This window comes from Xanthomonas dyei, from assembly GCF_002939865.1.
In the GTDB taxonomy this organism is placed as follows: domain Bacteria; phylum Pseudomonadota; class Gammaproteobacteria; order Xanthomonadales; family Xanthomonadaceae; genus Xanthomonas; species Xanthomonas dyei.
This window is the reverse complement of sequence record NZ_MDEE01000012.1, coordinates 1-26513: the sequence shown is the minus strand read 5'-3', so window position 1 is coordinate 26513 and position 26513 is coordinate 1. Positions and strand designations below refer to the sequence as shown.

Below are 26513 nucleotides of genomic sequence, written 5' to 3'. Positions count from 1 at the left end.
CCGCCAACGTGTTGCCGAGCCCGGTCCGATGACCGGGCTTTTTTGTGGATGCCACCACACTGGCGAGCCATCGCCCGCGCCGTTGCTGGTGTGTCGTCGCTTCTGCCTTGAAGGCCGGGGATGGATGCTTTCAGGACGGATTCCTGCCTGAAACACGGCCCTCATCCGCCCCTTCGGGGCACCTTCTCCCGTACACGGGAGAAGGACACCCGCAGCGGTCAAACCGCCGGCCAGCCCCTGCCCAAGACGACCTCATCCTTTAGCGCAGCTGGCAATTTCCGTCAGCAATCGCTGAACGCGTCAAGCAATTGATCTGCAAGGAATTACGCAACAGCTGGTCCGCTAGAGCCCGCCGGGATTGTTGCGGCGCCGTGTGCGCATCCACCTGGAGAAGGAAATCCGCGACATCGACGAGACCACCATCCTGCGTGACGAAGCCGGCTGCCGCACCGGGCTGACCGTCGCCCCGGGCCAGGCCTGGTCCACCCGGGGCGGCGCCGATTACTGCGCCTCGATCCTGGCGCGCGTGCACCGCCATGGCAGCGGCGCCATCACCGCCATCGAGCGCGGCCCGATCAACCTGGCCCAGCGCGATGTCAGCGGTATCGATCTGTCGGCGCGCTACCAGCTCAAGACCGGCATCGGCGATTTCTCGCTCTGGCTCGACTACACCAAGCTGCGTTCGATGCGCGAGCAGACCTACCGCACCGACCCCAACCCCGAGCGCCGCGACCGCGACATCCGCAGCAAGCTGCGCGGCAGCGTGAACTGGCTCTATGGCAACTGGAACGCCACCGTCTACGGCGACCGCGTCGGCGCGGTGCCCGGCGTGCGTTCGCACTGGGGCCTGGGCCGGCTGGACAACCCGGCGGCTGCGTACCGTTTGCCGATGGCGGCGTGCCCGACGACCGTGCCGGCTGCACCGACACCGACACCGATCCGGCCAGCCCCACCGTCGGCCAGAGCACACGCAAATACGACGGCCGCGTGGGCGCGGCGATCACCTGGAACGTCAATCTCGGTTACCGCATCACCCCGGCGATGAAGCTCAATCTCTACGTCAACAACGTCTTCAACAGCACTGGCTACAACCACAAGGACCCGTACAAACTCGATTACGAGTGCTACAACAGTCGCCTGTTCAGCCCGATCGGCCGCGAGATCGCGGCAGAATACGTGTTCGATTTCTGAGCCGACCATCGCCCACCGCATGTCGTCATGAATGCGGCTCGATACGTTCAGAGCGGCCAACAAAAACGTAGCGAGCAGTCGTCATGTGGATGTGGACGGCGCACTCAGAACCAAGGAGGCGGCCTGCAAAAAGTCGCCGAAGACGCCGAGCGTCGGTTGAACGGTCAAGATCGGCATGATTTCCGAATGCCTTCTTCGGCTGTATCGAGGTGCTCAGCATTGGTCAGTTGCGCAAGGCCTCGCGCCTGATCGGCGTCAAGCAGCTGCTGGGCAGCGTGGTCGCGTCCCTGCCGACCGTATTCAAAAATGGGCTATGGCTGCCAATGCGCTGTTGAGCGACGAGATTTCCAATGACGTTTGCTCGCTGCAAAACGGGTGAGGACGGCACCCGTTGGAACCGGCTCGAACCGATGCGGTGGATCCAAGACACTGCGCTTGCAGGCGCGCCGGTCTTCTACCTCCTTGTGCGCTCACGATCCACAAACTGCAGCACGGACGTGTTCGCATGCTTGGAGCACCGCAGCTGCGCGCAGACGTCTCCTGGTGCTTCGGGTCCGGGGGACACCGCCAGAACTGTTGCATTTTTGGTTAGGGCAGACGAACGCTTCGCTTGAAGCGCCACCACTTTCTCAGCCCATCGTCTGAATGCAAGTCGTTGTGCGCTATGTTCAAAAAACAAACACCGTAGTCCTGCACTACCGGATCTTATGAAGATCAACAAAGCGCCATCGCACAGCGGCATTGCCTCGAGCGATACACCGCAGTCACCGCAACTGAGAGATGCGCCGCAGGCATCGACGACCGCCGTCGGCCCCCTGAGCGGACTCAAACGGAAGGTGAGAAAAGCGCTTCCCGGCATGCTTTGTGCCGGCACGAAGGAAACAGCGAACACTTCCGAAGGTGCGAGTCATCAAACACTGCCAATGCAGCCGGTAAATGCGGCCTTGGCAGGTATCGAGATGGCACTGTCCAGACCGGGCGAAAAAGTGACCGTGGATCTACAGCGCCACCGTCCCTCCGAGGCGCTGACTCCAGAGCAACGGATCAGTTCGGATGTGCAGTTGCAGCTGCTCTACGCCGAAGAGCAAGGCGCACGCAGGCTGCACATCGAGAGCAGTCTTTTCCATGAGCCGGCAATTCAATCCGTCACGACGCACGGACCCAAGATGTTGCTAAAGGCCGCGGCATCGGCGGCGCTGGCACCTGGTACGCAGGGGCTGGACCATCTGTTCACCGCCGTATCGCCACCCATCCGTCACGCACTGCCAGGACCTGTGGCGCAAAGCAAACTCTCGCCCACACAGATTGCGTTGACCGGTGTGGCACGGTGGCCAGATCTACGCGTCAACCAGGAATCGACACCAGAAAATCAACAGTATGGTCGCCGCTTTCATTCCACGGCCCGGGAAGGAGGCGCACGCATCGCAAGCGGGCAGATCCAGACCTTCCGCCAACTGTGGGATTTCTCGGGCGCAGCGCGTCATAGCTGGGCCACCCAGCAAACAGCGCAGCCAGGTGGTCCCGGCAAACCGAAAGAAGGGGATGCTCAGCCATTTGCGGCTGGTTACCCACGGCAGACCAACGTCACCACACCCCTCTCACCGCACTATGCGCATCTGCGACAACGAGTGCGCCAGCTTCCGCTGGTTCGGCAAGCCAATGGCCTTGCTGCGGATGCTGGGCTGACGACGCCCGACGGGTTCATGGCGCATGACGTCTTCGAAATGGTGGGCGAATTGAATGGGGAAAAGATTCCGCTCACCCAGCTACGGCTGGCAGTGAATCCGGACGACTTTCACCACCCGCTCGCCCAACAGGGGCGCGCAGAACAGGATGGACCGGTTGAAGCCGCCGCTTTTCCATTCTGCATCCAGCACACTCCTTTCGAACTGGTACAGCCGATCATGAACCATGTCGAGAACTTGTTCGGCGACCTGGTTGCCCGACGCCACGATCCCGCCGAGCTGATGCCGGCGCTTGGCAACCTGCATTGGTGGATGGCTCATGCGATGCCTGACCGGCGAGGAAGCGCGGCAAAGACCGAATTGGCCATCCGTGCCTTGGCAAACGCGCATGGGGTCGAGCTGCCCCCATTCGCGCGCGGAAATGTGCCAGACCTGGAAGCCTTCGTCACCGACCGTGAAAGCTTCAGTGCGCGCTACGCAGATCTGTTCGAACCGCCGGATCACCAAACGCTTGCCTCCACGCGCGACTGACGCGCCGCCAGGAGTCGGCCGGAGTGGAGGTTGGTCCAAGAGAACGCGGGCACCATGTCGGAGCCCTGACCAGGTCGTGCCACACCGCCGTGCCGCCTGGACGATTCCTAAGAGCAGCTAACAAAACGACTGTGCCCACCGCCAGGCGGGCGCGGCCGTTGCTCGGTGCGGCATGGTCCACGCGTCCACCCCGGTGCTGAGAGCGCCGTCCGCACCCACCTGACGACTGCTCGGTACGGTGTGTGAGCCGCTCTTAAGCTGTTTGGCTGAATTCAAGGGCAATCAGGACGTGGCAATCCTCCGCTGCGTCGCCATCGGCGCGTGTTCTGTGCGGAGTGAGTGCGACGTAGAGCGGTGCATCCAGACAAGGTAATTGCTGCGCCTGACGCCATCCGGGGTTGTGGCATGCGTCGGTCTTCGCGCACGCTCGTCCTGCGCCGGTCGCCGCGTCTTGCGGCGACCGGTACGCGCGCTCTCACCTGCGGCCCCGGCCGCCCTCTTCTCCGAGGTGTCTTGCATGGTCTTTGCTGTTGCATCGTATCGCTCTTTGTTGCCTCTTCCATCAACCTCGCTGTGGCGTCGCGCCGCTGCCCTTTGCCTGCTCGGCATGGCGGTTGCGCCGCCGCTGGCCGCGCAGGACCCGGCGCAGGTCAACACCTTCATCGGCAGCAAGGACGACGGCAATACGTATCCCGGCGCGTCCGCCCCGTTCGGCCTGATCCAGGTCAGCCCGATCGGCGCGCACTACGCCGGCTGGCGTTATGACGACCCCAACATCCGCGGCTTTGGGCATTCGTTTTTGTCCGGCGCGGGTTGCTGGGAGCAGGGCGGGCAGGTGTCGATCCTGCCGGTGACCGGCAGCATCGGCCCGGGCGGCGATTTCGACACCGCCGACGCCAAGACCTTCGACCAGAAGCGCTATGCCGCGCGCTACACGCATGCCGGCGAAGTGGGCCAGGCCGGTTATTACAAGGTGCGGCTCACCGACTACGGCGGCATCGACGCCGAAGCCACTGCACTCACCCGCGCCGCTGCCGAGCGTTACACCTTCGCGCCCGGCGCCGACACCGGCCATCTGTTGATCAACGTGGCCCAGGCCAACGACCGCCACGTGGTGATCGGTAGCCAGGTGCAGCTGGTCGGCGACCGCGTGGTGGAAGGCAAGCTGGTCACGCAGAGTTTCTGTGGCGGCCACGAATACACCACCTGGTTCCGGCTGGAATTCGACCGCCCGTTCACCGCGCACGGGGTGTGGGGCGAAGACGGCGGCGTGCCCGGCGCGCGTCACGGCATGGGGGGCGAGCTCAAACCCAATGGCGCCTGGCTCAGCTTCCCGCTGGGCAAGGGCAAGGACGCGCGCGCGGTGACCGTGGTCAGCGCCATCTCGCACGTGGATGCCGACGGCGCACGCACCAATCTGCGTGCCGATGGCATGCAGGGCGGCACGTTGCTGAGCCTGGAGCAGATGCGCCAGCGCGCGCAGCAGGTCTGGCGCAAAGAACTGGCCAGCCTGCAGCTGGACGGCGCCAGCAAGGACGACCGCAGCGTGGCCTACACCGCGCTCTACCACGCCTTGTTGCAGCCGCTCACTGGCAGCGATGCCGATGGCCGCTACCGCGGCTATGACGATGCGATCCATCGTGCCGAGGGCTGGACCTACTACGAGTACTTTTCGCTCTGGGACACCTATCGCTCGCAGAATCAGCTGCTCGCCTTGCTGCGCCCGCAGCGCGCGCGCGACATCGGCCGCTCGCTGCTGGCGATCCATCAGCAGGGCGGCTGGCTGCCGCGTTGGGGCTACGCCAACTACGACACCAACATCATGACCGGCGACCCGGTGACGCCGTTCCTGGTCGACCTGTGGCGCTTCGGCGCGCTGCAGGGCAACGAGGCCGAGGCCTACGCCGCGCTACGGCAGAACGCCTTCGGCCAACCGCCGATCAACTCGCGGCATTCCGGGCGTTCGGGCAACGCGAGTTATCTCGCCAATGGCTTCGTGCAATACGACCGCGCGTTTCCCTCCAAGGGCATGGACGTGGACCCGCACCACGGCGGCTCGGCCACGCTGGAATACGCCCTGGCCGATTGCGCGCTCGCACAGATGGCCCAAGCCCTGGGCCATGCCGACGACAGCACCCAGCTACGCGCGCGCGGCGGCAACTGGCATCACGTCTGGGACGCCACGGTGCGCGATGCGGACACCAGCTTTGTCGGCTTCCCGCGTCCACGCCTGGAAGATGGCAGCTGGTACGCGCCGTCCAACGACCAGTACAGCCCACGCTCGCAACATGGCTTCCACGAAGGCACTGCCTGGCAATACCAATGGCTGGTGCAGCAGGACATCCCCGGCATGCTGCAGGCCATGCATGGCAGCGACCAGGCAGGCAAACGCCTGGACACCTTCTTCGCCTACGACGACCTGCTCAAGGACCCGCTCAACGGCGCGCGCACGCACTGGGTGGTCGGCCCGTACAGCTATTACAACCAGTACCGCTACAACCCCAACAACGAGCCCGACCTGCACGCGCCGTGGATGTACACGCTGATCGGCCAGCCGTGGAAGACCGCCACCGTGGTGCGCGCCGCGCAGCAGTTGTTCACCAATGCGCCCAATGGCGTCACCGGCAACGACGACCTCGGCACGATGTCGGCATGGTATTTGTTCAGCGCCTTGGGGCTGTATCCGGCAGTGCCTGGCAGCGGCGAGTTCCTGTTGCACACGCCGCGTTTCAAGCGCGCCACGCTGGACCTGGGCAACGGCAAACGTTTGCGCATCGACGCCCCGGGCGCCGATGGCCGCGCGCTGCAGTACGTGCAGGGCGTGCGTTTGAACGGCACGCCGCAGACCAAGGTCTTCCTGGATTGGGCGCAATTGCAGCAAGGCGGCACGTTGTCGTTTGCGCTCACCAAGCAGGCGCCCACGCAAGGCTGGGGCACCCAAGCGGATGCACTCCCAACCTCGTTCTGCGCCACGCCTGCAGCAGCGCAGTAACCGGAAGCCTCGACGCCGAAAGCACTGACCAGCAGCGCGCAGCTTGAAGCCCCTCTCCCCCGGGGCGATAAGGCACAGCTTGCGCGCCACTGGCGCGCGTGCCTGGGAGCGCCCGCGCTGCTAGCGCGGGCCGGGGCGCGGAGCGGGGGTTGGGGTGAGGGTACGGAGCGAAGCCCCTGACCAAGTTGGATAACACCAGGCTTCGCCCGTACCCTCATCCGGCCCTTCGGGCCACCTTCTCCCGATGGGAGAAGGGAGTGGTCAGCGCGCATCCGCAAGCAGTCGCGCAGCACAGGACCGTTAGCGCGAAGACCTTCCCGTCGATGATTCACTCTTGAAGGCGCGTGGCGACGCGTTCGTCATGCATGGCACTGAAAGATATCTGGGGCGCCCCTCATCCGCCCTACGGGCACCTTCTCCCGATGGGAGAAGGGACTAACCAGCCTTCGCCAGCCGGCTATTGCGCCGCCCATACGCCACATACACCACTACGCCCAGCACGTTCCAGACCAGGAACCAGCCCTGCGTGGTGCTCGGCAGGCTCCAGAACAGGTACAGGCAGCCCAGGATCGCCACCGGCCCCACCACCCAGGCCAGCGGCGTGCGGAACGCCCGCGCACGGGTGGGTTCGCGCACGCGCAACACCAGCAAACATGCCGCCACGGCAGTAAACGCGGCCAACGTGCCGGCATTGGCCAACGCGGCGATTTTGTCCAGCCGCGCCACACCCGCCAACGCCGCCACCAGCACCGCGGTGAACAAGGTGATCGCCACCGGCGTGCCGGTGCGGGCGTTGACCTTGGACAAACCACGCGGCAACAGCCCATCGCGCGACATCACAAAGAAGATCCGGCTCTGCCCGTACAGGAACGCCAGCAGCACCGTCGGCAGCGCGATGATCGCCACCGCACCGATCACCAACGCCGCCTTGCCGTGGCCCAGCTCGCGCAGGATCAACGCCAACGGCTCCGGGCTCTTGCCGAACACGGTGAAGCTCAACGCGCCCACGGCCGACAGCGCCACCAGCACGTAGATCAGCGTGCAGCCGATCATCGAACCGACGATACCGATCGACAGATCGCGCCCCGGGTTCTTGGTCTCTTCGGCGGCGGTGGAAATCGCATCGAACCCGTAGAACGCAAAGAAGATGATCGCTGCCGCCGCCATCACTCCGCGCTCCACGCCGTCCGGCCCCATCGCCTTGGAGAAGCCATACGGCATGAACGGTTGCAGGTTGGCGCTGTTGAACGCCGGCAAGGCGATCGCCACGAACACGCCCAGCGCAATGATCTTCAGCACCACCAGCACCGCATTGAGCGTGGCGCTTTCCTTGGTGCCGGCCATCAACATGCCGGCCACCAAAAAGGTGATCACCACCGCCGGCAGGTTCACGATGCCGCCGGCGTGCGGCCCGGCAATCAATGCATGCGGCAGGTTGACCCCCAACCACTGCAGGAACCCGACGAAATAGCCCGACCAGCCCACCGCCACGGTACTGACCACCAGCGAATACTCCAGCACCAGGCTCCAGCCCACCACCCAGGCGATGCTCTCGCCGAGCGCGGTGTAGCTGTAGGTGTAGGCGCTGCCGGCGGCCGGCATCATCGTGGCCATTTCCGCATACGCCAGCGCCGCGCAGGCGCACACGATGCCGGCGGCCACGAAGGACAGCAGCACCGCCGGGCCGGCCTTGTCCGCACCCACGCCGATCAGCGTGTAGATGCCGGTGCCGACGATCGCCCCGATCCCCAGCGCAATCAGGTGCGGCCAACTCAGGCTGCGCACCAGTTGCCGGCCGGCCTCGTGCACGGTGACCTGATCGATGGATTTGCGCCGGAGCCAAGACGACATGCGGACCTCGAAGGAACCAAAAGAATCGCCGAGTGTCGCCCAACGCGCTGCAGCAAAGCTATCTGTCCAAGGTCATGCGGCCGCAGCGGGCAGGGCGCGCGTGCCATCTGGCAGCAGCATGACCAGTCGCAACATCCATGACGCGATCACCGCAACGAACGCGCCATCGCCTGGACTTAAGACAGCCGGAGTAGACCTTGTGGCGCTGGGGCTGGCTTGGCCGGACGTGGATGCCGGACTACGGAATGTCTGGCGGGACGTGACTCCAGTGCAGATCGCAGGCGGCGAGCGCTGTTGACCGAGTGCGTGCCAGCGGCCGGCACGCGCCCAAGCGCGCATGTCCATCCAACGCGCCGATCTTCTAACGCAGCAGGATCACCGCACATCAAGCCAGCGGATACAACGCCGTCATCGCCTGGCAGCGCTGCGCAAACAGCGCGTACAACTGCCGTACTGCCGGCGAAAACTGCTTGCGATGCGGGCACACCAGGTGCAGCGGCAGGCGGTCGCCGCAGTCCGGGAACAGCACCTGCAAGCGCCCGGCCTGCACGTCGGCGCACACATCCAGCCAGGATTTGTAGGCGATGCCTTCGCCCGCCACGGCCCAGCGCCGCACGATGTCGGCGTCGTCGCACAGCATCGCCCCGCGCACCGGCACGATGTGGCGACGCCCCTCCAGCGCGAACTGCCAGCGGTCGTAGGCGCGCCCGGCCAGCAGATACAACAGGCAGGCGTGCTCGCGCAGCGCATCCAGCGTGGCCGGCTGCCCGTGCCGCTGCAGATACGACGGCGCGGCGACCAATACGCGCCGGTTGTGCGGCGCCAACGGCAGCGCCACATGCTCCGCATCGTCGATACGCCCCAGCCGGAACGCCACATCCACCGGCGCGCGATACAGGTCCGCCACCTGGTCGGACAGATGCAGGCGCAGGCGCAGGCGTGGATGTGCGGCGCGGAACTCGGTCAGCCACGGCAGCAGCACATTGCGGCCCAGATCCGACGGGGCGGTCACCTGCAGCACGCCCTGCAGTTCGCTGTCGCGCCCGCGCACCTGCTCGCGCCCATCGCGCAGCAGCTCCAGCACCTGGCGTGCGTAGGGCAGGTATTGCTCGCCCTCGGCGGTCAGCCGCAGGCTGCGCGTGGAGCGCGCAAACAGGCGCAGGTCCAGGGCCCGCTCCAGCCGCGCCACCGCCGCGCTGACCTGGCCGGGCAGCAGGTCGGCCTCGCGCGCGGCATTGGAAAAACTGCCCAGCGCTGCCGTGCGCACGAACAGCGCCAAATCGTCGAAGCGGACCATCTTCACTCCAGCTGTGAAAGTGCTTGCGCAGTTTGCCCGTTTTTCTCTTAATCCCGGCGGCCGACCATGTAGTCCTCTCCCCGCACGACGCCCGCCATGAAAGCCATCGCCTACCCGCAGCACGGTCTGCCCATCGACGACCCGCGCGCGCTGGTCGCGCTCGAGCTGCCGCTGCCTGAGCCCGGCCCGCGCGACCTGCGCGTGCGTATCCATGCCATCTCGGTCAATCCGGTCGACACCAAGGTGCGCGCCAATGCCGCGGTCGACGCGCCGCGCGTGCTTGGTTGGGACGCCAGCGGCGTGGTCGATGCGGTGGGCAGCGAGGTCGGCCTGTTCCGGCCCGGCGATGCGGTGTACTACGCCGGCACCTTGAATCGCCCCGGCACCAATGCCGAATACCACCTGGTGGACGAACGCCTGGTCGGGCGCAAGCCGGCCACGCTCGATGACGCTCAGGCCGCCGCGTTGCCGCTGACCGCAATCACCGCCTGGGAATTGCTGTTCGACCGCCTGCGCATCGCCGAAGACGGCGGGCAGGGCCAGACCCTGCTGGTGGTCGGCGCCGCCGGTGGCGTCGGCTCGATCCTGGTGCAGCTGGCGCGCACGCTGACCAAGCTGACCGTGATCGGCACCGCCTCGCGCCCGCAGACCCAGGATTGGGTGTACGCGCTCGGTGCCCACCACGTCATCGACCACACCCAGCCGCTGAGCGAGGGCCTGCAGCGCATCGGCATCGCTCAGGTCGAGCACGTCGCCAGCCTGACCCACAGCGACCAGCATTTTGCCCAGCTGGTGGACGTGCTCGCACCGCAAGGCCAGCTGGCGCTGATCGACGACCCGGCCACGCTCGATGTGCTGCCGCTCAAGCGCAAGAGCGCGTCGCTGCACTGGGAATTCATGTTCACCCGCTCGCTGTTCGCCACCGACGACATGATCGCCCAGCACCACCTGCTCAACCGCGTCGCCGCGCTGGTGGACAGCGGCACGCTGCGCAGCACGTTGGGCGAGCACTACGGCCGCATCAGCGTCGACAACCTGCGCCGCGCCCACGCCGCACTGGAATCGCATCGCACCCGCGGCAAGCTGGTGCTGGAAGGGTTCTGACGGCGCTGACGTCGCGATCGCGCAGCGTTCCGGCACGCCGAACAACGCGTGCTTGCCACCGAGCTAGCGCTTGGACGGCATGCCGGCTTCGGACAGCCCCAGGCGCCTGCGCCGTGATCGCCGACGACCCAACCCGCATTGCACCGACGCAGCCGCTGCGACCGGCCCCGCTACACTGCGCGCATGTCATCCGAATCCCTGATCCTTCTCGGACTGCTGGTTGCAGTCCTCGTGCTGCAGCTGCTCGCCCTGCTGCGGCGTCCTTCCACCACCGGTCTGGAACTGGCGCTGCGCGCCGAACAACGCGACGGCCGCGGCGAACTGCGCGAGCAACTCGAAGGCCTGGCGCGGCAGCAGGATGCGCGTCTGGAAACCTTCGCGCGTAACCTCACCGAGCTGTCCACCCGCACCGATCAACGTCTGGACTTGCTGCGCGACGCCCTTGGCGAAGATGCCCGCAAGGCGCGCGAAGAAAGCAGCCTGGCCCAGCAACGCACCGGCGAATTGTTGACCCTGCGGCTCACCGAACTGCGCACCCAGCTCGAAGGCTTCGGCCAGCAGCAGGAAACCCGCATCCACGTGTTCGGCCAGCAACTGACCGACCTGATCGCACGTACCGACACGCATATGGCCGCGTTGCGCGAAGCGTTGGCCGAGGATGCCCGCAAGGGCCGCGCCGAAGCCGGCGAGTCGCAGCAACGCTTCACCGAAGCGCTTGGCCAGCGCCTGAGCGAACTCACCCAGCGCAACGAACTGCGCATCGGCGAGATGCGCGCCACGCTGGAACAGCAACTGGCCAGCCTGCAAAGCGACAACGCCAGCAAGCTGGAGCTGATGCGTGCCACCGTCGACGAAAAGCTGCAGACCACGCTCAACACGCGCCTGGATGCGTCCTTCAAGCTCGTTTCCGAGCGCCTGGAACAGGTGCAACGCGGCCTGGGCGAAATGCAGCAACTGGCCACCGGCGTCGGCGATCTCAAGCGCGTGCTCAGCAACGTCAAGGACCGCGGCGGTTGGGGCGAAGTGCAGCTGGAGAACATCCTCGAGCAGACGCTGACGATGGAGCAGTACGCGCGCGGCGTGCGGGTCAAACCCGACAGCGCCGAAGCGGTGGACTTCGCCATCCGCCTGCCCGGGCGCGGCGACGACACGGTGGTGTGGCTGCCGGTCGACGCCAAGTTCCCGCGCGAGGACTACGAACGCCTGATCGACGCGCAGGAAAAGGGCGACCTGGATGCGATCAAGCAGTCGACCGCGCAGCTGGAGCGCGCCATCCGCGTGCAGGCCAAATCCATCAGCGACAAGTACGTCAGCCCGCCGCACACGACGGATTTCGCGGTGATGTTCCTGCCCACCGAGGGCCTGTACGCCGAAGTCATCCGCCGCGCCGGCCTGGTCGATCTGCTGCAGCGCGAACATCGCGTGGTACTGGCCGGCCCGACCACGTTCACCGCCCTGCTCAACAGCCTGCAGATGGGCTTCCGAACGCTGGCCATCGAAAAACGCTCCAGCGAGGTCTGGCAGGTGCTGGGCGCAGTGAAGAGCGAGTTCGGCAAGTTCGCCAATATTCTGGAGAAGGCCGAGCGGCAGATCAGCACCGTCGGCAAGAGCCTCGGCGAAGCCAGCCGCAAGACCCGCACCATCGAACGCCGCCTGCGCGGCGTGGAAACGCTGTCCGGCGACCAATCCCAAGCGTTGCTGGACGATGCCGACAACGGCACCGACGATGACATCGGCGACGAGCAGGAATGATTCACCCGCAGACGCCAGCCAACACACAGCCCACCGTAGGAGCGCACCCGGGCGCGACGGGGCTGTACCGATAACGCCCCATCGCGGCCAGGTCCGCTCCTACAACGCCGGCCGCCGCAAACGGCACCGACTGCGCTCCCTGCGACGAGCAGGAATGATCCACCCGCAGACGCTAGCCAACACACAGTCCATCGCAGGAGCGCACCCGGGCGCGACGGGGCTGTACCGATAACGCCCCATCGCGGCCAGGTCCGCTCCTACAACGCCGGCCGCCGCAAACGGCACCGACTGCGCTCCCTGCGACGAGCAGGAATGATCCACCCGCAGACGCCAGCCAACACACAGCCCATCGTAGGAGCGCACCCGGGCGCGACGGGGCTGTACCGATAACGCCTCATCGCGCCCGGCTGCGCTCCTACAACAACAGCAGGTTCAAGACGTTATCTTTCTGCGTCGCATTCCAACCACATCACGCAGACAGCGCTCCCGCGATGCTTGCATGCACCTTGTCCGAGAAGAGATTTCTATGGCGGCTCGATGGATCCACCCAATGATGTGCGCGCTGCTGCTGACCGCATGTAGCGCTACGCCGCCCGCCAAGTCCGGCGCTGCAGCGAGTGCGTCACCGCCTGCGAATGCAGTGTCTGCCGACGCAGCCGCGTGCACCGCAAAAGGCGGCCAATTACGTCCGGTAGGCCGCATGCAGATTCCGCGTTGCATCGTGCCGTATGCCGATGCCGGCAAGACCTGCACCGACAAGGCCGATTGCAGCGGCGATTGTCTGGTCACCAGCATCGTGCCGACCGGTACCGTCACCACCGGCACCTGCCAACGCGACAGCGATCGTTTCGGCTGCCGCCAGGCTGTGGTGGGTGGCAAAGGCCAGGCGGCGCTGTGTATCGATTGACCGGCTGATGCGCGCGCGGGCGACATCGCTCGCGCGCGCCCGGCGGTTTATGCTCTGGTGCTTCCCGCCAATCAGGACGCACCCATGACTTCCAGCATCCACGCCATTCCGGTGACACGCATCGACGGCGCACCGGCCACCCTGGCCGACTACCGCGGCAAGGTACTGCTGGTGGTCAACGTCGCTTCCAAGTGCGGCCTCACCCCACAATACGAAGGCCTGGAAGCGCTGTACCGCGAAAAGCATGCGGCGGGCCTGGAAGTGCTGGCCTTCCCGGCCAACGACTTCAACGGCCAGGAACCCGGCAGCGAGGCGGAAATCGCCCAGTTCTGCCAGCTCACCTACGACGTCACCTTCCCGATGTTCTCCAAGATCGCCGTCACCGGTGCAGACACCCATCCGTTGTATCAGGCTCTGACCAGCGCGCGCCCGAGCGCCACCGGCGATGGCCCGATGCGCGAGAAACTCGCCGGCTACGGCATCGCCGCAAACCCCGCACCGGGCGTGCTGTGGAACTTCGAAAAATTCCTGATCGCCCGCGACGGCGCCGTCATCGAGCGCTTCGCTCCGGATGTGCCGGCCGACGATGCACGCCTGCGCGCAGCGGTGGATGCCGCATTGGCTGCGGCTGCATAACGCAGGCAGCCGTCCTTCAATGCCAGGCAAGACACGCGTTCGAGCCGGTGTTCTGATGCTGATCTTGATCAGCGTGCTTGCCTGCGTCACCGGTCTGGCGCTGTGGTACCACAGCCGCCTGGCCAATCCATGTCCTGATGGCGCGCTCATCAATGGCGAGCCGGCAACGTGCTTTTACCGTATCGAATGGATGGAAAAGTGGCCAATGATTGCGGTTGTGCTTGTGGTCGGCTTTGCGTTTTGCCTGTTGGCTTCCTGGCTATCGTTCAAAATCCCAAGCCTCCGCAAACGGATGTGACCACGCGCAGATGATGCGTCGATTTTCTTGCGATTGAAGATGACAGTAACCGCCTGCATCGAGCATGTCCTGCCAAACCAGGCACGCGAATCAAGCGCGGCCGCGGCGAGGCAGGGGAAATGATGGAGATCCGCGCGACGCTAACGAATCACCTACGCCTCGCAACGACAGCGCACCAGCAGTAGACGCGGCGTTGGAGGCGAGCACTTGCTGCGCCGGCTGATAACGAGCGACTGGCCTGGCGTCTTTTCGAAGGAACCCGGGATGACCGACGACCTCACCCAGCTTTTTGATCGTGCGACCATCACGCGCACGGCATCTGCCGACGAGATTTCAGACCTCCAAGCGCAGATCGGCCCGCTGCCGCCTTCCTACGCGCTGTTTGCACGCACATTCGGCTACGGCACGACCAACGGCCTTTTCGTCATCGAGATGCCGTTCGGTATGTTCGGCAATGACGGTCTGCTCGTCCGAAGTGTCGAACTCCACGATCAGGTTCATTCGCTGGTCGATCACTACCGGGAAGACGGCATCGCGATCGGCGATCTCGATTGCCTTGAACCCTATGAGAGGGTCGGCAGGGATTCATGTAAAAAACAGCCAAAAGTGAGCTAACTCACTGGCAGCAAAGGTTTTTACATGAATCCCTGCCGACCATCTACAAGGCCGAGATGATCCATCGCCGCGGGCCATGGAAGACCCGCCAGGCGGTAGAGCTGGCCACACTGGAATGGGTGAGCTGGTTCAACAGCCGGCGCCTGCTCCAATCCATCGGCTACATCCCGCCAGCAGAAGCCGAAGCAAACTACTATCAACAACGCGCCAGTCAAGCCGCCGCGATGGCAGCCTGACTTCGATCAAACAGCCTCCGCGATTCCCGGGGCGGTTCAGTTCGACCAACTCCGCGGCGACGTTGCGTTAGCCCACGCGTGTGACCGCCCTCTCGCAGGGTCGATCGCCACAACATCCGAGTCGACAGCCCGCGTCACTAATTGACGCGGCAGGCAGTGGCGAGCGCAGGCGATGGCGCTAGCGGCGTCGCTGCTAGCCGCGCCCATGAAAAAGGCCGGGAACCTCTTGCGAGAATTCCCGGCCTTAGTCGGTCTTCTTAGGACCGTTGTGTGGTGGTGGATTTGGGAATCGAACCCGCGTCCGCGTTCTCGCGTAAATAGTAACGCGTCCGGCCCTTTGGACACGCCTTAGAGAATTTGGCCGTTTCGAGTCGGACACTGGCCACCAGTACGCGGCCAGTCCATCGCCCCGTTCACCCCAGAAACCGATTGAAGTTCGGGCCCAGGTTCCGACTGGTCACCGTCGCCGTGTTGTGGGAAAATCTGCAAGACTTGGCAATAAAAATTCAACGTCTGCATAGGAACGGCAATGGCAGAGCCTGATGGCGACATCCTGACCTTGGACGAGGTCGCGGCCTACCTGAAGGCAGGCAAGCGCACGATCTATCGGCTCGCGGCGAGCGGGGAGATCCCGGCGTTCAAGCTCGGCGGGACTTGGCGGTTCTCGCGCAGCGACATCGAGAGCTGGATCAAGCAGCAATCGGCGGGCGGTCCTGAACGCGCCGCGAGCAAGGCATCGAACAAGGGGGATCGGAAGTAATGCTTGGACTGACGCTACGAGAAGAATTTCGGGGCAAGCGCCTCAAGGGCACAGCCATCGAGCTGTCCAACGACCAGCACACGGGCGCGACCCAGATCGCGGCCCAGCAGTTCCTGGAGATCACCTATCCCACGCACGACCTGCTGAAGGGAATCGAGGCCGTCGGCCCCAATCAGGGACGCCCCGTGGTCGTGATCGGCGAACGCGGCCTCGGCAAGTCTCACTTGATGGCCGCGCTCTACCACGCGGTCACCGATCCTATCTCGACGGGCGCGTGGCTCAATGCGTGGGCGACCACGCTGGCCGAACCCAACCTCGGCAAGATCACGCTGCGCGATGGGATGCACGTCATCGGCGAAAGCCTGCACCGTCACCGCTACAAGTTCCTGTGGGACGTGCTGTTCGAGAACCATCCGCACGGCACCTACATCAAGGGCAAGTGGGAGGGGCAAGGCGCGTCCAAGACGGAAATCCCGTCCGACAAGCTCATCATCGAGCTGCTGCAGAACAAGCCGACGATGCTGCTGTTGGACGAGTTCCAGACGTGGTACGACGGCCTCACCAACACCAAGCAGTACCCGTGGAAGAACTGGGCGTTCAACTTCATCCAGATTCTTTCGGAGATCGCCAAAGAGCGCCCCGACCTGCTGGTGCTGGTCATCTCGGTGCGCAACGGCGGCAGCGATGCCTACCAGCAGGTGCATCGCGTCAACCCGGTCGCCATCGACTTCAAGGCGGGCGGCAGCGCCGAGCGCATCCAGCAGGATCGCCGCCGGATGTTGCTGCACCGCCTGTTCGACAACCGCTTGCAGATCGCCAGCGGCACCATCGAATCGCTGGTTGCGCAGCACGTCGCCGAATCCTTCCGCCTGCTCGACGTGCCGCCTGCCGAGCAGGAGCGCAAGCGCCGCGAGTTCACCGAATCGTGGCCCTACGCGCCGCACCTGTTGCGCCTGCTCGAAGAGCAGGTGCTGATCGCCACCGACGCGCAGGAAACGCGCGACCTGATCCGCATCCTCGCCAACACCTACAAGAGCCGTGGCGACGCCGTGCCGGTGCTCACCGCCGCCGACTTCCGGCTGGACGACGATGCCTCCGGCATCGGCGCTCTGCTTGAAGCCGTTGCCAACCAGCACCATCGCACGCTGCGCGAGAAGGCGCAGCAGAACATCATTTCAGTGCAGGAGGCGCGGCACGACCACGCCAGCATCGCGCCGCACCTGCAGGAGATCGTCGGCGCGCTGTGGCTGCGCTCGATTGCTGTGGGCAACCTCGCCGGTGCCGAACCGCCCACGCTGCAACTGGACATCACCCGCGACAAGCCGGTGGACGACAACGCCTTCCAGGTCGAGCTGGCGACCATCGTCGAGAACAGCTTCAACATCCACCAGGAAGGCACCAAGCTGCTGTTCCGCGAGGAAGAGAACCCGCGCGCCAAGCTCATGGCCTACGCGCGCAACGACAAGCTGTTCGCCGACGGTGCCGATCAGGCCCAGCTCGCCAAGCAGGTGCGCTACGTCATCGGCGGTAGCGACGAGGTCGCCAAGACCTTCCGCGTGATCGCCCTGCCGAAATCGTGGGTCAACGATCCGTGGACAGCGCTCGATGAAGCCGAGCAGCCCGACAAGTGGGACGACCGTCTGCCCATCCTCGTGCTGCCCGAGGAAGCCGACAAGCTCGACGCCACGCTGGGCCGCTGGATCAAAGACCAGTTGCAGAAGCGCCGCAACACCGTGCGCTTCCTGCTGCCGCGCGCAGGCAGCACCAACTCCTTCATGGATCGCGACCTGCTCATCCTCGCCCGCGCCGAAATGAAGGCGCAGGAATGGAGCGGCCAGAACCCCGAATACAAGAAGCTGCACAAGGAATTCGAGAACACGCTGCGCGACAACCTGAAGAAGCGCTTCGACCGCTTCGCCGTGCTGCAACGCTGGAATTTCGCCGACCCCGCGCAGTGCAAGTTCAGCGTCGAACGCCTCGACAAGCAGGGTTCGCAGATTCCCGAAGCCATCGAGGAGGCACTGACCGGCGATCTGTTCGTACCGGAGGACTTCGAAGAACTGGTACTCGAATACGCCGGCAACAACGAATCAGTCGGAAAGCTGCTGCGCGAGCTTCAGGAGCCGCGCCCGGCCGGACAGGACTGCATCCCGTGGCTGGGCGAAACGGCGATGAAGGAACGCCTGCTGCGCCTGTGCGCCAAGGGCAAGGTCGCCATCAACGTGCGCGGCATGGAGTACCTGCAAACCAATCCGGGCGAGGACGAAGATACCGCGTGGCGGCGTCTGCGCCCCAAGCTCTCCCTCACGGGCCGCCACCTCGACGACGTGTTCGTGATGCTGCCCTCGGCCGTGCCCGCGACCGGCGGCTCCACGCCGCCCGCGCCGCCGCCGGGGGGTATTCCGCCGGGCGGTGGCGCTGCCCCCACGCCGGGCGTGCCCGAACCCACACCTGGTGGTTCTCCCGCTCCCACGCCAACGCCCACGCCGGGCGGCATCTTCGGCGGTGAACCCGGCACCACCAAGCCGCGCACGCCGCTGTCGAACCCGGCCACGTCGCCGCTCAACCTGATCGGCAAGATCGAGGGTTGGGGCATCGGCCCGGCCACGAAGGTGGCGGAGGTGTCCATCAAGGTGTCTGCCGCGACCGGCGCGCAGCTCAAGGAACTGCTCAAGAAGCTGCCCGAAGGCATGAGCTTCGAGCTGAACCTCGAGAAGGAGGACGACTGATGGCACTCACCGCCAGCGCACTGCAATCGCTGACGCAAGGCTCGGACGCCGACGCTTGGCGCGTCATCATCGACCACGCGGTCGGGATCGCGTCGAAGCCTCTGGCCGCAGGCAACGCGCCCAGCGAAGTCGTCAAGCGCGACCGCGAAATCGGCGAGCTGGATTTGTTCCTCTCCTCCAGCGGCTGGGATCTGTGGCAAGCCTTCGGCGGCAGCGTGGAGCGCACCTCGGATCGCCTGCTGCGCTGGTGGGCAGAACCCTTCAGCGCCAAGGCGGTGCTCATCCTCGATGGCCTCTCGCTGCGTGAACTGCCGTGGCTGTTGCAGGGGGCGAAGGAGCGCGGCTTCACCACGCACGAGGTTGCTGCCTGCGCCTCTGAGTTGCCCGGCGAAACCGACGAGTTCGCCCGCGCGCTCGGCTTCGCCAGCCGCAGCAAGCTCCAGAGCAATGGAGCAGGCCTCGCGCACAAGCTGCAAGCCGCCAGCACCGAGACGGTGGACTTGCCGTGGAAGGACTGCGAGAACCTGATCGGCAGCGCGCCGAACCAGATCTTCTGGCACCACTGGCCGGATGCCAAACTGCACGACGGCTCCGGCGCAGGCCAGGGGCTGGAGCCGCTGACCAAGGACGCGGCTGAGCAACTGACCAGTGACGCCTTCTGGGCCTTCGTTGAGCGCCTCGCCACCGGGCGGCGGCTGGTCATCACCTCCGACCATGGCTACGCGGCCACCGGCTACTTCCCCGACGCGGATGGCGACGTCGGCCAGTTCCTCAAGCAGACGTTTTCAAGCGGGCGCAGCAAGCCGGGTGCGGGCCTGACACAAAACGACTGTGGCCCATTCGCGCCGCCCGTCGCCTTGCAGATCACCAGCCCGCACGGCGCGCACCTTCTGGCCTTGGGCCGCAGGAAATGGCGCAGCCAGGGCGGCTACCCGACGCTCACGCATGGCGGCCTGTCGCTGCTGGAAGTGCTGTCGCCCTTCGTTGAGCTGACCAAGTAAGGATTGCGGCTGATGGCCACCAAAAAACAACTACTCGCTCAAGAGGTCGCAAAGGCCGTCGGCGCTGGCAAGGCGGTCGCGCTCGAAACCGTCGATTTCAACGACCCCAACCGTCCCAAGACCTGCCTGGAGGTGGACTTCCCGATCCTGCCCGTCAATCAGGTGGCGATCATCGAAGGCAACGCGGGCAAGCCGATCTACCAGATGTCAAAGTGGTGGGCACGGCGGCGCTCCAGCGTGTTCCGCTCGATGCTGATCGCGGCGGCCACCAAAGCGCCGGATGACCCTTCCCACGCGGCCAAGCTGGTGTGGGACAACTACTACGCCAACCACCAGAAGCGCGGCGCGTTCAAGCACCTGAAGGTGGCCGACATCTTCATGGGCGGCGGCACCACGCTGGTGGAAGGCTCGCGCCTCGGGATGCAGATGGTCGGCAACGACCTCAACCCCGTCGCGTGGTTCGTGGTCAAGCAAGAACTGGCCAATGTCGATCTGGAGGAAGTGAAGAAGCTGCTCGCCGACATCGAGGCCGAGGTCAAGCCGCAGATCATGCCGTACTACTTCTGCGACGGCCCGCAGGGTGAACGAGGCACATGGACGCACCTGCCGACGAACAAGGCAATGCCCGCCGAATTCGACCCGCTCGCCATCCCGCGCGACGAGCGCAAGGATTTCCGCTACGAAGGCCCGGAAATCATCTACACCTTCTGGGCCAAGCACGGGCCTTGTCAGGTGACAGGCTGCGGCCACCGCACGCCGATCATGAGCAGTCCGGTGATGGCGGTGAAGACGCTGACGGTGAAGTCGTGGGAACACAGCTGCGGCAAGTGCGGCGAAGCATTCGATGTGGAGGAAGAAGCCGCGCGCATGGCTCCCGACGCGCCGTTCTACGTCGCGCCGAGCGAAGCGCCGTACTCCGTGCTCGACCGCAGGAAAGGCGTGATCTGCCCGCACTGCGGGCACACCGCGATGGTGAATCTCGGCAAGGGCAAGAACAAGAAGGTGGAGCTGAGCCTGCTGGTGCATCCGCAGTGGCTGGCGGGCGAGGCGAAGCAGGATGCGAACGGCCAGCCTTACGGCGGCTCGGCGCAGGACGAGGTGACGACCACCACGCGATGGGATGCAGCACGCGCCGAGACGATTCGTCTACTGGAAGTACGCGGCTCGCTGCCGGATGAAGTGACCGACCCGGAAACGGGCGTCACGTTCGTGCCCGAGAAAGGCACGGTGCCGAAGAAGTCGCATTACGCCTGTTCGGCCTGCGGCACGGTGCAGGATGTGCTGACCACCATCAAGGCCACGGGCAAGACCGGGCCGATGGCGGCCTACGCGGTGCAGGGCTACGCGCCCAAGCGCGACGCGGCGGGCAAGCCCTACGGCGGGCGCTTCTTCGCTGCCTACGACGTCGCGCACGCGCGGCAATACGACGCCGCGTTCGCGGAATGGGAAGCGCGCAAGGACAACGACCTGAGGGACTACTGGCCGCGTTCCGAAGTGCCGTATGGATTCATGACCCACATGAACAACGGCGGGATTCCGAACCACGGCTACACGCACTGGTGGACGATGTTCAATCCACGCCAGTTGCTGATTCATGCGCAACTGCTCAAGGCCATTGTTGAAGCTGGCAGCTATGACTGGAAGGTGCGGGAATACGTGCTCGGCTCGTATCAGCAGTATCTGCGGAACCAGAACATGTTTTGCTTCTGGGACATCAGTCGAGACGGCTTGGCTCCGCACATGAGCAACAACAATTACCACCCCAAGAGCAACATTATTGAGAACTGCGTGTTCTCGTCCCTTGGGCGCGGCAACTGGATCTCATGTGTTGAAGGTGTTGTCGAGGGGCGCGAATGGGCGATCACTCCATGGGAATCGGTCGCCGTTGAGTCATTGATACGACGATCACCAGAACTGGGCGCCCAAATCACGGGTAAGAGCGAGAAGGTCTATCCGGGCGATCCCGTTGGCGAAGTCGGCGTGTTCCAAGGCTCGTCCACGGACCTCAGTCATATCCCAACGACGAGCCTCGATCTGGTCGTTACAGATCCGCCTTTCGGCGGGCTTCTGCACTACTCGGAACTGGCCGATTTCTTCTACGTCTGGCTGCGCCTTGCGTTGAAGGACGAGTATCCCGACTACTTCCGCCCCGACTACACACCCAAGTCGCTGGAGGCAGTCGCCAATCGCGCGCGCGAGCCGGAAGACCCGGACGGCTTTTACCAGCGCCTGCTCACCCAGTGCTGGCGCGAGGCGCATCGCGCGCTCAAGCCCAGCGGCATCCTCGCCTTCACTTTCCACCACAGCGAGGACGAGCCGTGGGTGGCGGTGCTGGAGTCGCTGTTCGACGCGGGCTACTACCTCGAAGCGACGTATCCGATCCGCTCCGACGAGACCAAGGGCGAAGGCGCGAAACCGGGCACCTTCGGGTCGCAGACCATCGAGTACGACATCATCCACGTCTGCCGCAAGCGCACCGAAGAACCCAAGCCGGTGAGCTGGGGCCGGATGCGCCGCGAGGTGATGGCCGACGTGCGCCAGTTGCAGGCGATGCTGGAGAACCACGCCAAGGAAGGCCTGCCCGCCGCCGACATCCAGGTGATCCGGCGTGGCAAGGCGCTGGAATATTTTTCGCGCCACTACGGCAAGGTCTATGTCGACGAAGGCCGCACCATCTCCGTGCGCGATGCGCTGGTCGGCATCAACCAGCTCATCGACGAAGACGCCGACAAGGGCAAGGAAGCGCCGCCGGTCAACGCCGAGCCGATTTCGCGGCAGTTCCTGCGCACCTTCGGCCATGCCGCCGAGCTGAAGCGTGACCAGTTGCAGAAGTTCCTGAAGGGCTCGATCACCACGCCAGACGAGTTCGTGCAGCGCGGCTGGTGCGCGGAGAAGAACAAGGTCTTCACCCGCACCGATGCGCTGGATTTCGCCCGCGAATGGTCAGGCAAGCACCGCCGCCGCCTCACGTCCGATTTGGATCAGGCGCTGGTGCTGATCGGCGCGTGCTTTGACGGCAGCGGCATCAATGCCTCGGACACGCTGAAGAACGACAACTTCAAGCCGCACGTCGCGCTGAAGCCGCTGCTCGAATGGCTACACCGCAACGGCCCGGATCAGACCACCCGCAACGCGGCCTCGCGTGCGGTGTCCATCTACAACGCATGGCACGCCAGCCAGGCACCCCAGCCCGCGCAGGGTTCCTTGTTCGATGACGATGGGGAGTACGAGTGATGCGACAACTGCGCGACACGGTGTGGCAGCGGCGCGGCACCAGTTGGGTGTGGGACGAAGAAGCGCGCAATCAGATCTGCGCGGCCAGCGAGGTGTGGAGCCTGCGCCAGTTTCTGCGCGCCAGCAAAGCACCGGGCAGCTGGCCGGACGATCTGCCCAGCAATGGCGGCAAGACGCTGGTGGTGGCCGGGCTGGATGGCAGCCTCGATCTGCTGACGCCCACGGATGCCGAGGCGTGGCTGGGCGACGCGATCAAGCCCGCCATCCTGTCCTTTCAGGACGACTGGGGAAGCGATGGCGCGCTGGTGTTCTGGCTGCCCGGCGGCCACAACCGCGTCAGGGCGCACCCAGCCACCGATGAGGTGGGCTGGCTCTGTCACGCGCCCCACGGGCATCAGATCGACCTCGGCCGCATCCTGTGGGGCCAAGCCAACGAGTACCCGCAGGAAATCTTGCTGCGCGACGGCGGCAAGCCCGCTGGCCTGTTCCACCTGCGGATTACCTGAGGGACGGCTGAGTGACGGCAGAGATTCAGTTCCAACCCGGCGAGCGCATCACTCACCACGAGTACGGCCAGGGCGTCGTTCTCGACCCGGCGCGTGACGGCTATCTGCGTGCGTTCTTCGGCGTCGGCGAACGCCGGGTGCCGGTGGCGTCGCTGCGGCGTGAACTCACGCGCACCGAGCGCATCCTGCGCGCCGTGGACGGCAGCGCGGAGCGCGGGCGCAAGGCGTGGCTGGCCTACGAGGCGCACGCGCTGCCGATGATGGAAAGCGCCTCGGCGCTGACTTCGGCCAAGATCGACCTGCTGCCGCATCAGGTGGTGCTGACGCACCGCATCGCCACCGCGTCACCGCGGCGGTACCTGATCGCCGACGAGGTGGGTCTGGGCAAGACCATCGAAACCGCGCTGATCCTGCGTGAGCTGGCCAGCCGGGGCGAATTGACCCGCGCCTTGATGGTGGTGCCCGCAGGCTTGGTGAACAACTGGCACCGCGAATTGAATGAGGTGTTCAACCTCGAGTTCGAGGTGTTTGGTTCCGAGGGCGACATCACCGACCGCAAGACCAATGCCTTCGCCAAGCACGACCGGCTGATCGCCAGCATCGACACCTTGAAGCGCCCGGCGCGCATCAAGCGCCTGCTGGACGCGCCGCGCTGGGATCTGGTGGTGTTCGACGAAGCGCACCATCTGACCGCCTACCGCACCGGCGGCAAGGTACGCAAGACCGAGAACTACAAGCTGGCCGAGGCGCTGAAAGATCATTCGCGCGACCTCCTGCTGTTGTCGGCCACGCCGCACCAGGGCAACCATTTCCAGTTCTGGATGCTGGCGCAACTGTTGAACCCGACCCTGTTCCGCAGCCCCGAAGAGATGCTGGAAGAACGGCACCGGCTGAACACGGTGATGTTCCGCCGCACCAAAGCCGACGCTTGCCAGCCCGATGGTTCACCGCTGTTCGCGCGGCGCTGGGTTCACACCGAATCCTTCGTGATGGTGCAAGCCGAGCGGCTGTTCTACGAGAAGCTGCGCGAGTATCTGGAGGACGGCTTTGACCTTGCGCGCCGTCAGGGTGGCCAGGGGCGCGCGCTGGGCTTCCTGATGGCGATCTTCCAGAAGATCGCAGCATCGAGCTTCGCCGCCGTGCGCCGCACATTGAAGCGCCGCCTGCTGATGTTGACGCTGCACGAGGCGTTTCTGCGCGACAAGGAACTGGACATCGAGGGCCGCGAGCGCCTGACCGAGGAGGCGCGCGAGCTGATCCATCAGGAGTTCAACCTGTCGCGCGACAGCGTCGGGCGCAGCGAGGTGGATCGCGTGCTGGCCGATCTGAAGTACCGGCTGGTGAAGAAGCTGGACGAGGAGGCGCTGGAAATGGCCTCCGACCCGTACGCCAGCGAATATTCGTCCTCGCACGCGGAAGAAGCCGCGTCGGCGGTAGTGAACCTGCATCTGCCCGAGGAGCGTCTGCGCATCGGCGACCTGCTGCGCGTGTTCCCGGCAGAGCGCGAGACCAAAATGCAGAAGCTGCTCGATGGCTTGGGCACGCTGTGGCGGCAGAACCCGACCGAGAAGATCGTGATCTTCGCCACCTACCTCGGCACGGTGGACATGATCGCCCGCGAGATCGAACAGACCTTCCCCGGCCAGGGCGTGGTGGTGCTGCGCGGCGGCGACCACGGAGCCAAGGTGGCGGCGGAACGGCGCTTCCGCCTGAGGGACGGCCCGCGTGTGCTGGTCTGCACGGCGGCCGGGCGCGAAGGTATCAACCTGCAGTTCGCCCGCATCCTGTTCAATTTCGACCTGCCGTGGAACCCGATGGACATGGAGCAGCGCATCGGGCGCATCCACCGCTACGGCCAGAGCCACACGGCGCAGGTCTACAACCTGGTGCTGTCGGACACCATTGAAGGCCGTATCTTCCTGCTGCTCGACGAGAAGCTGACCGAGATCGCGCGCACGGTGGGTAAGGTCGATGAGCAAGGCAACGTGGCCGAAGACCTGCGCGCGCAGATTCTCGGGCAGTTGTCCGAACGCCTGAACTACGACCGGCTGTATCAGGAGGCGTTGTCCGACCCGGAACTGAAGCGCACGCATGTGGAACTGGAAGCGGCGTTGTCGAACTCCCGCGAGGCGCGGCAGGTGGTGTTCGATCTGTTCCAAGATCTCGACGGTTTCAGCCTCGACGACTACAAGCCCTTCTCGGACGTGTCGTCCAGTCTGGATCGGCTGGTGCGCTTCCTCTCGGCGGCGGTCGCAGATCGCCAGCAGAAGCTGGTCAAGGTCGACGATGCGACCTACGACCTCGTCACCGCCGAAGGCGCGCGCCGCGCCCGCTTCACCTTGAACCGAGAAGCGGCGACGAATCAGGATGCGCTGCAACTGATGGGTTTGGATCACCCGTTGGTGCAGGAGGAACTGGGTCGCTGGCGCAGCGTGCCGCCGGAGGAAATCGGCATCGCCGTGTCGGGCGACATGGACGAGCCGGTGCTGTTGTCGCTGTGGATGGTCGAAGCGTCGCTCGGCAACGGCGAGCGTCGCGTGGTGGTGCAGCCCATCGCCGTGAAACAGGACGGCACGCGCATCCCCACAGTCGAACGCCTTTGCGAGCAGTACCTACAGGCTCCGCCGACCACACCGATGTTTCGGCCCGAGCAACGAAGCGAACTGTTCACCCACGTCGTGGAGCCGACCTTGCAGCGGGAACTGAAGCACAAGGGGGCTGCGAATGGCGACGGCAGCTACTCGGCGGAGCTGATCGGCTACGTCGAGATCGTCGCGCAAAGCGCCTGACGTCGCAACGCGGCGCATAGAAAAAGAAAAGGACAGGAAACATGGCCCGTATCGAGAACCACAAATACAGCATCGAGGAAGCCTTCCGGGAGTGCTTCTACATCGTCCCCGACTACCAGCGCGAGTACGTCTGGACGGACAAGGAAGTGCATCAGCTGCTGGAGGACATAGGCGAGCAGATCGATGAGGGCACGACGCGGGAGTACTTCATCGGCACCGTGCTGGTGTCGCCCACCGAGCAGAAGAACCACTACGAGGTAATCGACGGCCAGCAGCGCCTGACCACCTTCTTCCTGCTGCTGTGCGCGCGACGTCCCCCCGCCCTGAGTAGCGATCGGGTTTAGAGTCCGGGGTTGATTGACCCACCCCCGATTACCTTGCCATTCGAAAGTAGAGAAT

19 protein-coding genes, 2 other RNA genes and 1 pseudogene are annotated in these 26513 nt (G+C 65.0%); 19 read left to right on the top strand and 3 right to left on the bottom strand.

Annotated features, from left to right (window positions below; all coding sequences use genetic code 11):
- The first annotated feature begins 358 nt into the window (after positions 1–358).
- On the top strand, positions 359–1045 hold the full coding sequence (locus tag XdyCFBP7245_RS10010) for a hypothetical protein (RefSeq protein ID WP_244907796.1): 687 nt from the start codon (positions 359–361) through the stop codon (positions 1043–1045).
- Positions 988–1191 carry a TonB-dependent receptor gene (locus tag XdyCFBP7245_RS24910; protein WP_244907795.1) on the top strand — a complete coding sequence of 68 codons (204 nt, stop codon included), beginning with the start codon at positions 988–990 and terminating at the stop codon, positions 1189–1191. Before XdyCFBP7245_RS10010 ends, XdyCFBP7245_RS24910 begins: the two co-directional genes overlap by 58 nt.
- Before the next feature lie 54 nt (positions 1192–1245).
- Here XdyCFBP7245_RS24910 and XdyCFBP7245_RS10005 read toward each other — a convergent pair.
- A non-coding RNA gene (locus XdyCFBP7245_RS10005) (sX9 sRNA) lies at positions 1246–1316 on the bottom strand.
- Positions 1317–1898: 582 nt separating this feature from the next.
- On the opposite strand from XdyCFBP7245_RS10005, the gene xopAH reads away from it, so the two are divergent.
- The 3 genes from xopAH (at position 1899) to XdyCFBP7245_RS09990 (ending at position 6399) form a co-directional block, all read left to right on the top strand.
- A complete protein-coding gene (xopAH, locus tag XdyCFBP7245_RS10000) occupies positions 1899–3407 on the top strand; it encodes a XopAH/AvrB family type III secretion system effector (RefSeq protein WP_104615532.1) in 1509 nt (502 codons plus the stop codon).
- A gap of 172 nt (positions 3408–3579) precedes the next feature.
- Positions 3580–3656, top strand: a non-coding RNA gene (locus XdyCFBP7245_RS09995) — sX9 sRNA.
- 268 nt (positions 3657–3924) lie between these two features.
- Complete coding sequence (locus XdyCFBP7245_RS09990) at positions 3925–6399, top strand: GH92 family glycosyl hydrolase (protein WP_104615531.1); 2475 nt, start codon at positions 3925–3927, stop codon at positions 6397–6399.
- Positions 6400–6834: 435 nt separating this feature from the next.
- On the opposite strand, the gene XdyCFBP7245_RS09985 is transcribed toward XdyCFBP7245_RS09990, so the two are convergent.
- Both XdyCFBP7245_RS09985 and XdyCFBP7245_RS09980 read right to left on the bottom strand, forming a co-directional pair.
- Positions 6835–8250 carry an amino acid permease gene (locus tag XdyCFBP7245_RS09985; protein WP_104615530.1) on the bottom strand — a complete coding sequence of 472 codons (1416 nt, stop codon included), beginning with the start codon at positions 8248–8250 and terminating at the stop codon, positions 6835–6837.
- A 385-nt stretch (positions 8251–8635) separates the two neighbouring features.
- The gene (locus tag XdyCFBP7245_RS09980; RefSeq protein WP_104615590.1) at positions 8636–9547 is read right to left on the bottom strand and encodes a LysR family transcriptional regulator; all 912 of its coding nucleotides are present in this window, start codon (positions 9545–9547) and stop codon (positions 8636–8638) included.
- Positions 9548–9643: 96 nt separating this feature from the next.
- Here XdyCFBP7245_RS09980 and XdyCFBP7245_RS09975 point away from each other — a divergent pair, with 96 nt between their 5' ends.
- From XdyCFBP7245_RS09975 to XdyCFBP7245_RS09910, 14 genes and pseudogenes are all read left to right on the top strand, one after another.
- Complete coding sequence (locus XdyCFBP7245_RS09975; protein WP_104615529.1) at positions 9644–10651, top strand: zinc-binding alcohol dehydrogenase family protein; 1008 nt, start codon at positions 9644–9646, stop codon at positions 10649–10651.
- 231 nt (positions 10652–10882) lie between these two features.
- Positions 10883–12403, top strand: a complete 1521-nt coding sequence (locus XdyCFBP7245_RS09970; RefSeq protein WP_211287674.1) for a DNA recombination protein RmuC — start codon at positions 10883–10885, stop codon at positions 12401–12403.
- Positions 12404–13103: 700 nt separating this feature from the next.
- Complete coding sequence (locus tag XdyCFBP7245_RS24905; protein WP_386276053.1) at positions 13104–13310, top strand: hypothetical protein; 207 nt, start codon at positions 13104–13106, stop codon at positions 13308–13310.
- An 84-nt stretch (positions 13311–13394) separates the two neighbouring features.
- Positions 13395–13946 carry a glutathione peroxidase gene (locus XdyCFBP7245_RS09960; protein ID WP_104615526.1) on the top strand — a complete coding sequence of 184 codons (552 nt, stop codon included), beginning with the start codon at positions 13395–13397 and terminating at the stop codon, positions 13944–13946.
- A 55-nt stretch (positions 13947–14001) separates the two neighbouring features.
- Positions 14002–14244, top strand: a complete 243-nt coding sequence (locus XdyCFBP7245_RS09955) for a hypothetical protein (RefSeq protein WP_104615525.1) — start codon at positions 14002–14004, stop codon at positions 14242–14244.
- Positions 14245–14508: 264 nt separating this feature from the next.
- Positions 14509–14859, top strand: a complete 351-nt coding sequence (locus XdyCFBP7245_RS09950; RefSeq protein WP_104615524.1) for a hypothetical protein — start codon at positions 14509–14511, stop codon at positions 14857–14859.
- A gap of 41 nt (positions 14860–14900) precedes the next feature.
- Positions 14901–15095 (top strand): annotated as a pseudogene (locus XdyCFBP7245_RS09945) (IS3 family transposase); the annotation flags it as partial.
- 529 nt (positions 15096–15624) lie between these two features.
- Positions 15625–15855, top strand: a complete 231-nt coding sequence (locus XdyCFBP7245_RS09940) for a helix-turn-helix domain-containing protein (RefSeq protein WP_104615523.1) — start codon at positions 15625–15627, stop codon at positions 15853–15855.
- Positions 15855–18584 (top strand): DUF499 domain-containing protein, encoded by a 2730-nt coding sequence (locus tag XdyCFBP7245_RS09935; protein WP_104615522.1) that lies wholly within the window; start codon positions 15855–15857, stop codon positions 18582–18584. The genes XdyCFBP7245_RS09940 and XdyCFBP7245_RS09935 overlap by 1 nt, the downstream gene beginning before the upstream one ends.
- Positions 18584–19585 (top strand): hypothetical protein, encoded by a 1002-nt coding sequence (locus XdyCFBP7245_RS24035; protein WP_104615521.1) that lies wholly within the window; start codon positions 18584–18586, stop codon positions 19583–19585. Before XdyCFBP7245_RS09935 ends, XdyCFBP7245_RS24035 begins: the two co-directional genes overlap by 1 nt.
- Positions 19586–19597: 12 nt before the next feature.
- The gene (locus tag XdyCFBP7245_RS09925) at positions 19598–22819 is read left to right on the top strand and encodes a site-specific DNA-methyltransferase (RefSeq protein WP_104615520.1); all 3222 of its coding nucleotides are present in this window, start codon (positions 19598–19600) and stop codon (positions 22817–22819) included.
- Positions 22819–23325 carry a hypothetical protein gene (locus XdyCFBP7245_RS09920; protein ID WP_104615519.1) on the top strand — a complete coding sequence of 169 codons (507 nt, stop codon included), beginning with the start codon at positions 22819–22821 and terminating at the stop codon, positions 23323–23325. Before XdyCFBP7245_RS09925 ends, XdyCFBP7245_RS09920 begins: the two co-directional genes overlap by 1 nt.
- 11 nt (positions 23326–23336) lie before the next feature.
- Positions 23337–26114, top strand: coding sequence for a DEAD/DEAH box helicase (locus XdyCFBP7245_RS09915; protein ID WP_104615518.1), 2778 nt, complete (start codon positions 23337–23339; stop codon positions 26112–26114).
- A gap of 41 nt (positions 26115–26155) precedes the next feature.
- Positions 26156–26458: a DUF262 domain-containing protein gene (locus XdyCFBP7245_RS09910; RefSeq protein ID WP_104615517.1), complete on the top strand. Its 303-nt coding sequence runs from the start codon at positions 26156–26158 to the stop codon at positions 26456–26458.
- Positions 26459–26513 lie beyond the last annotated feature (55 nt).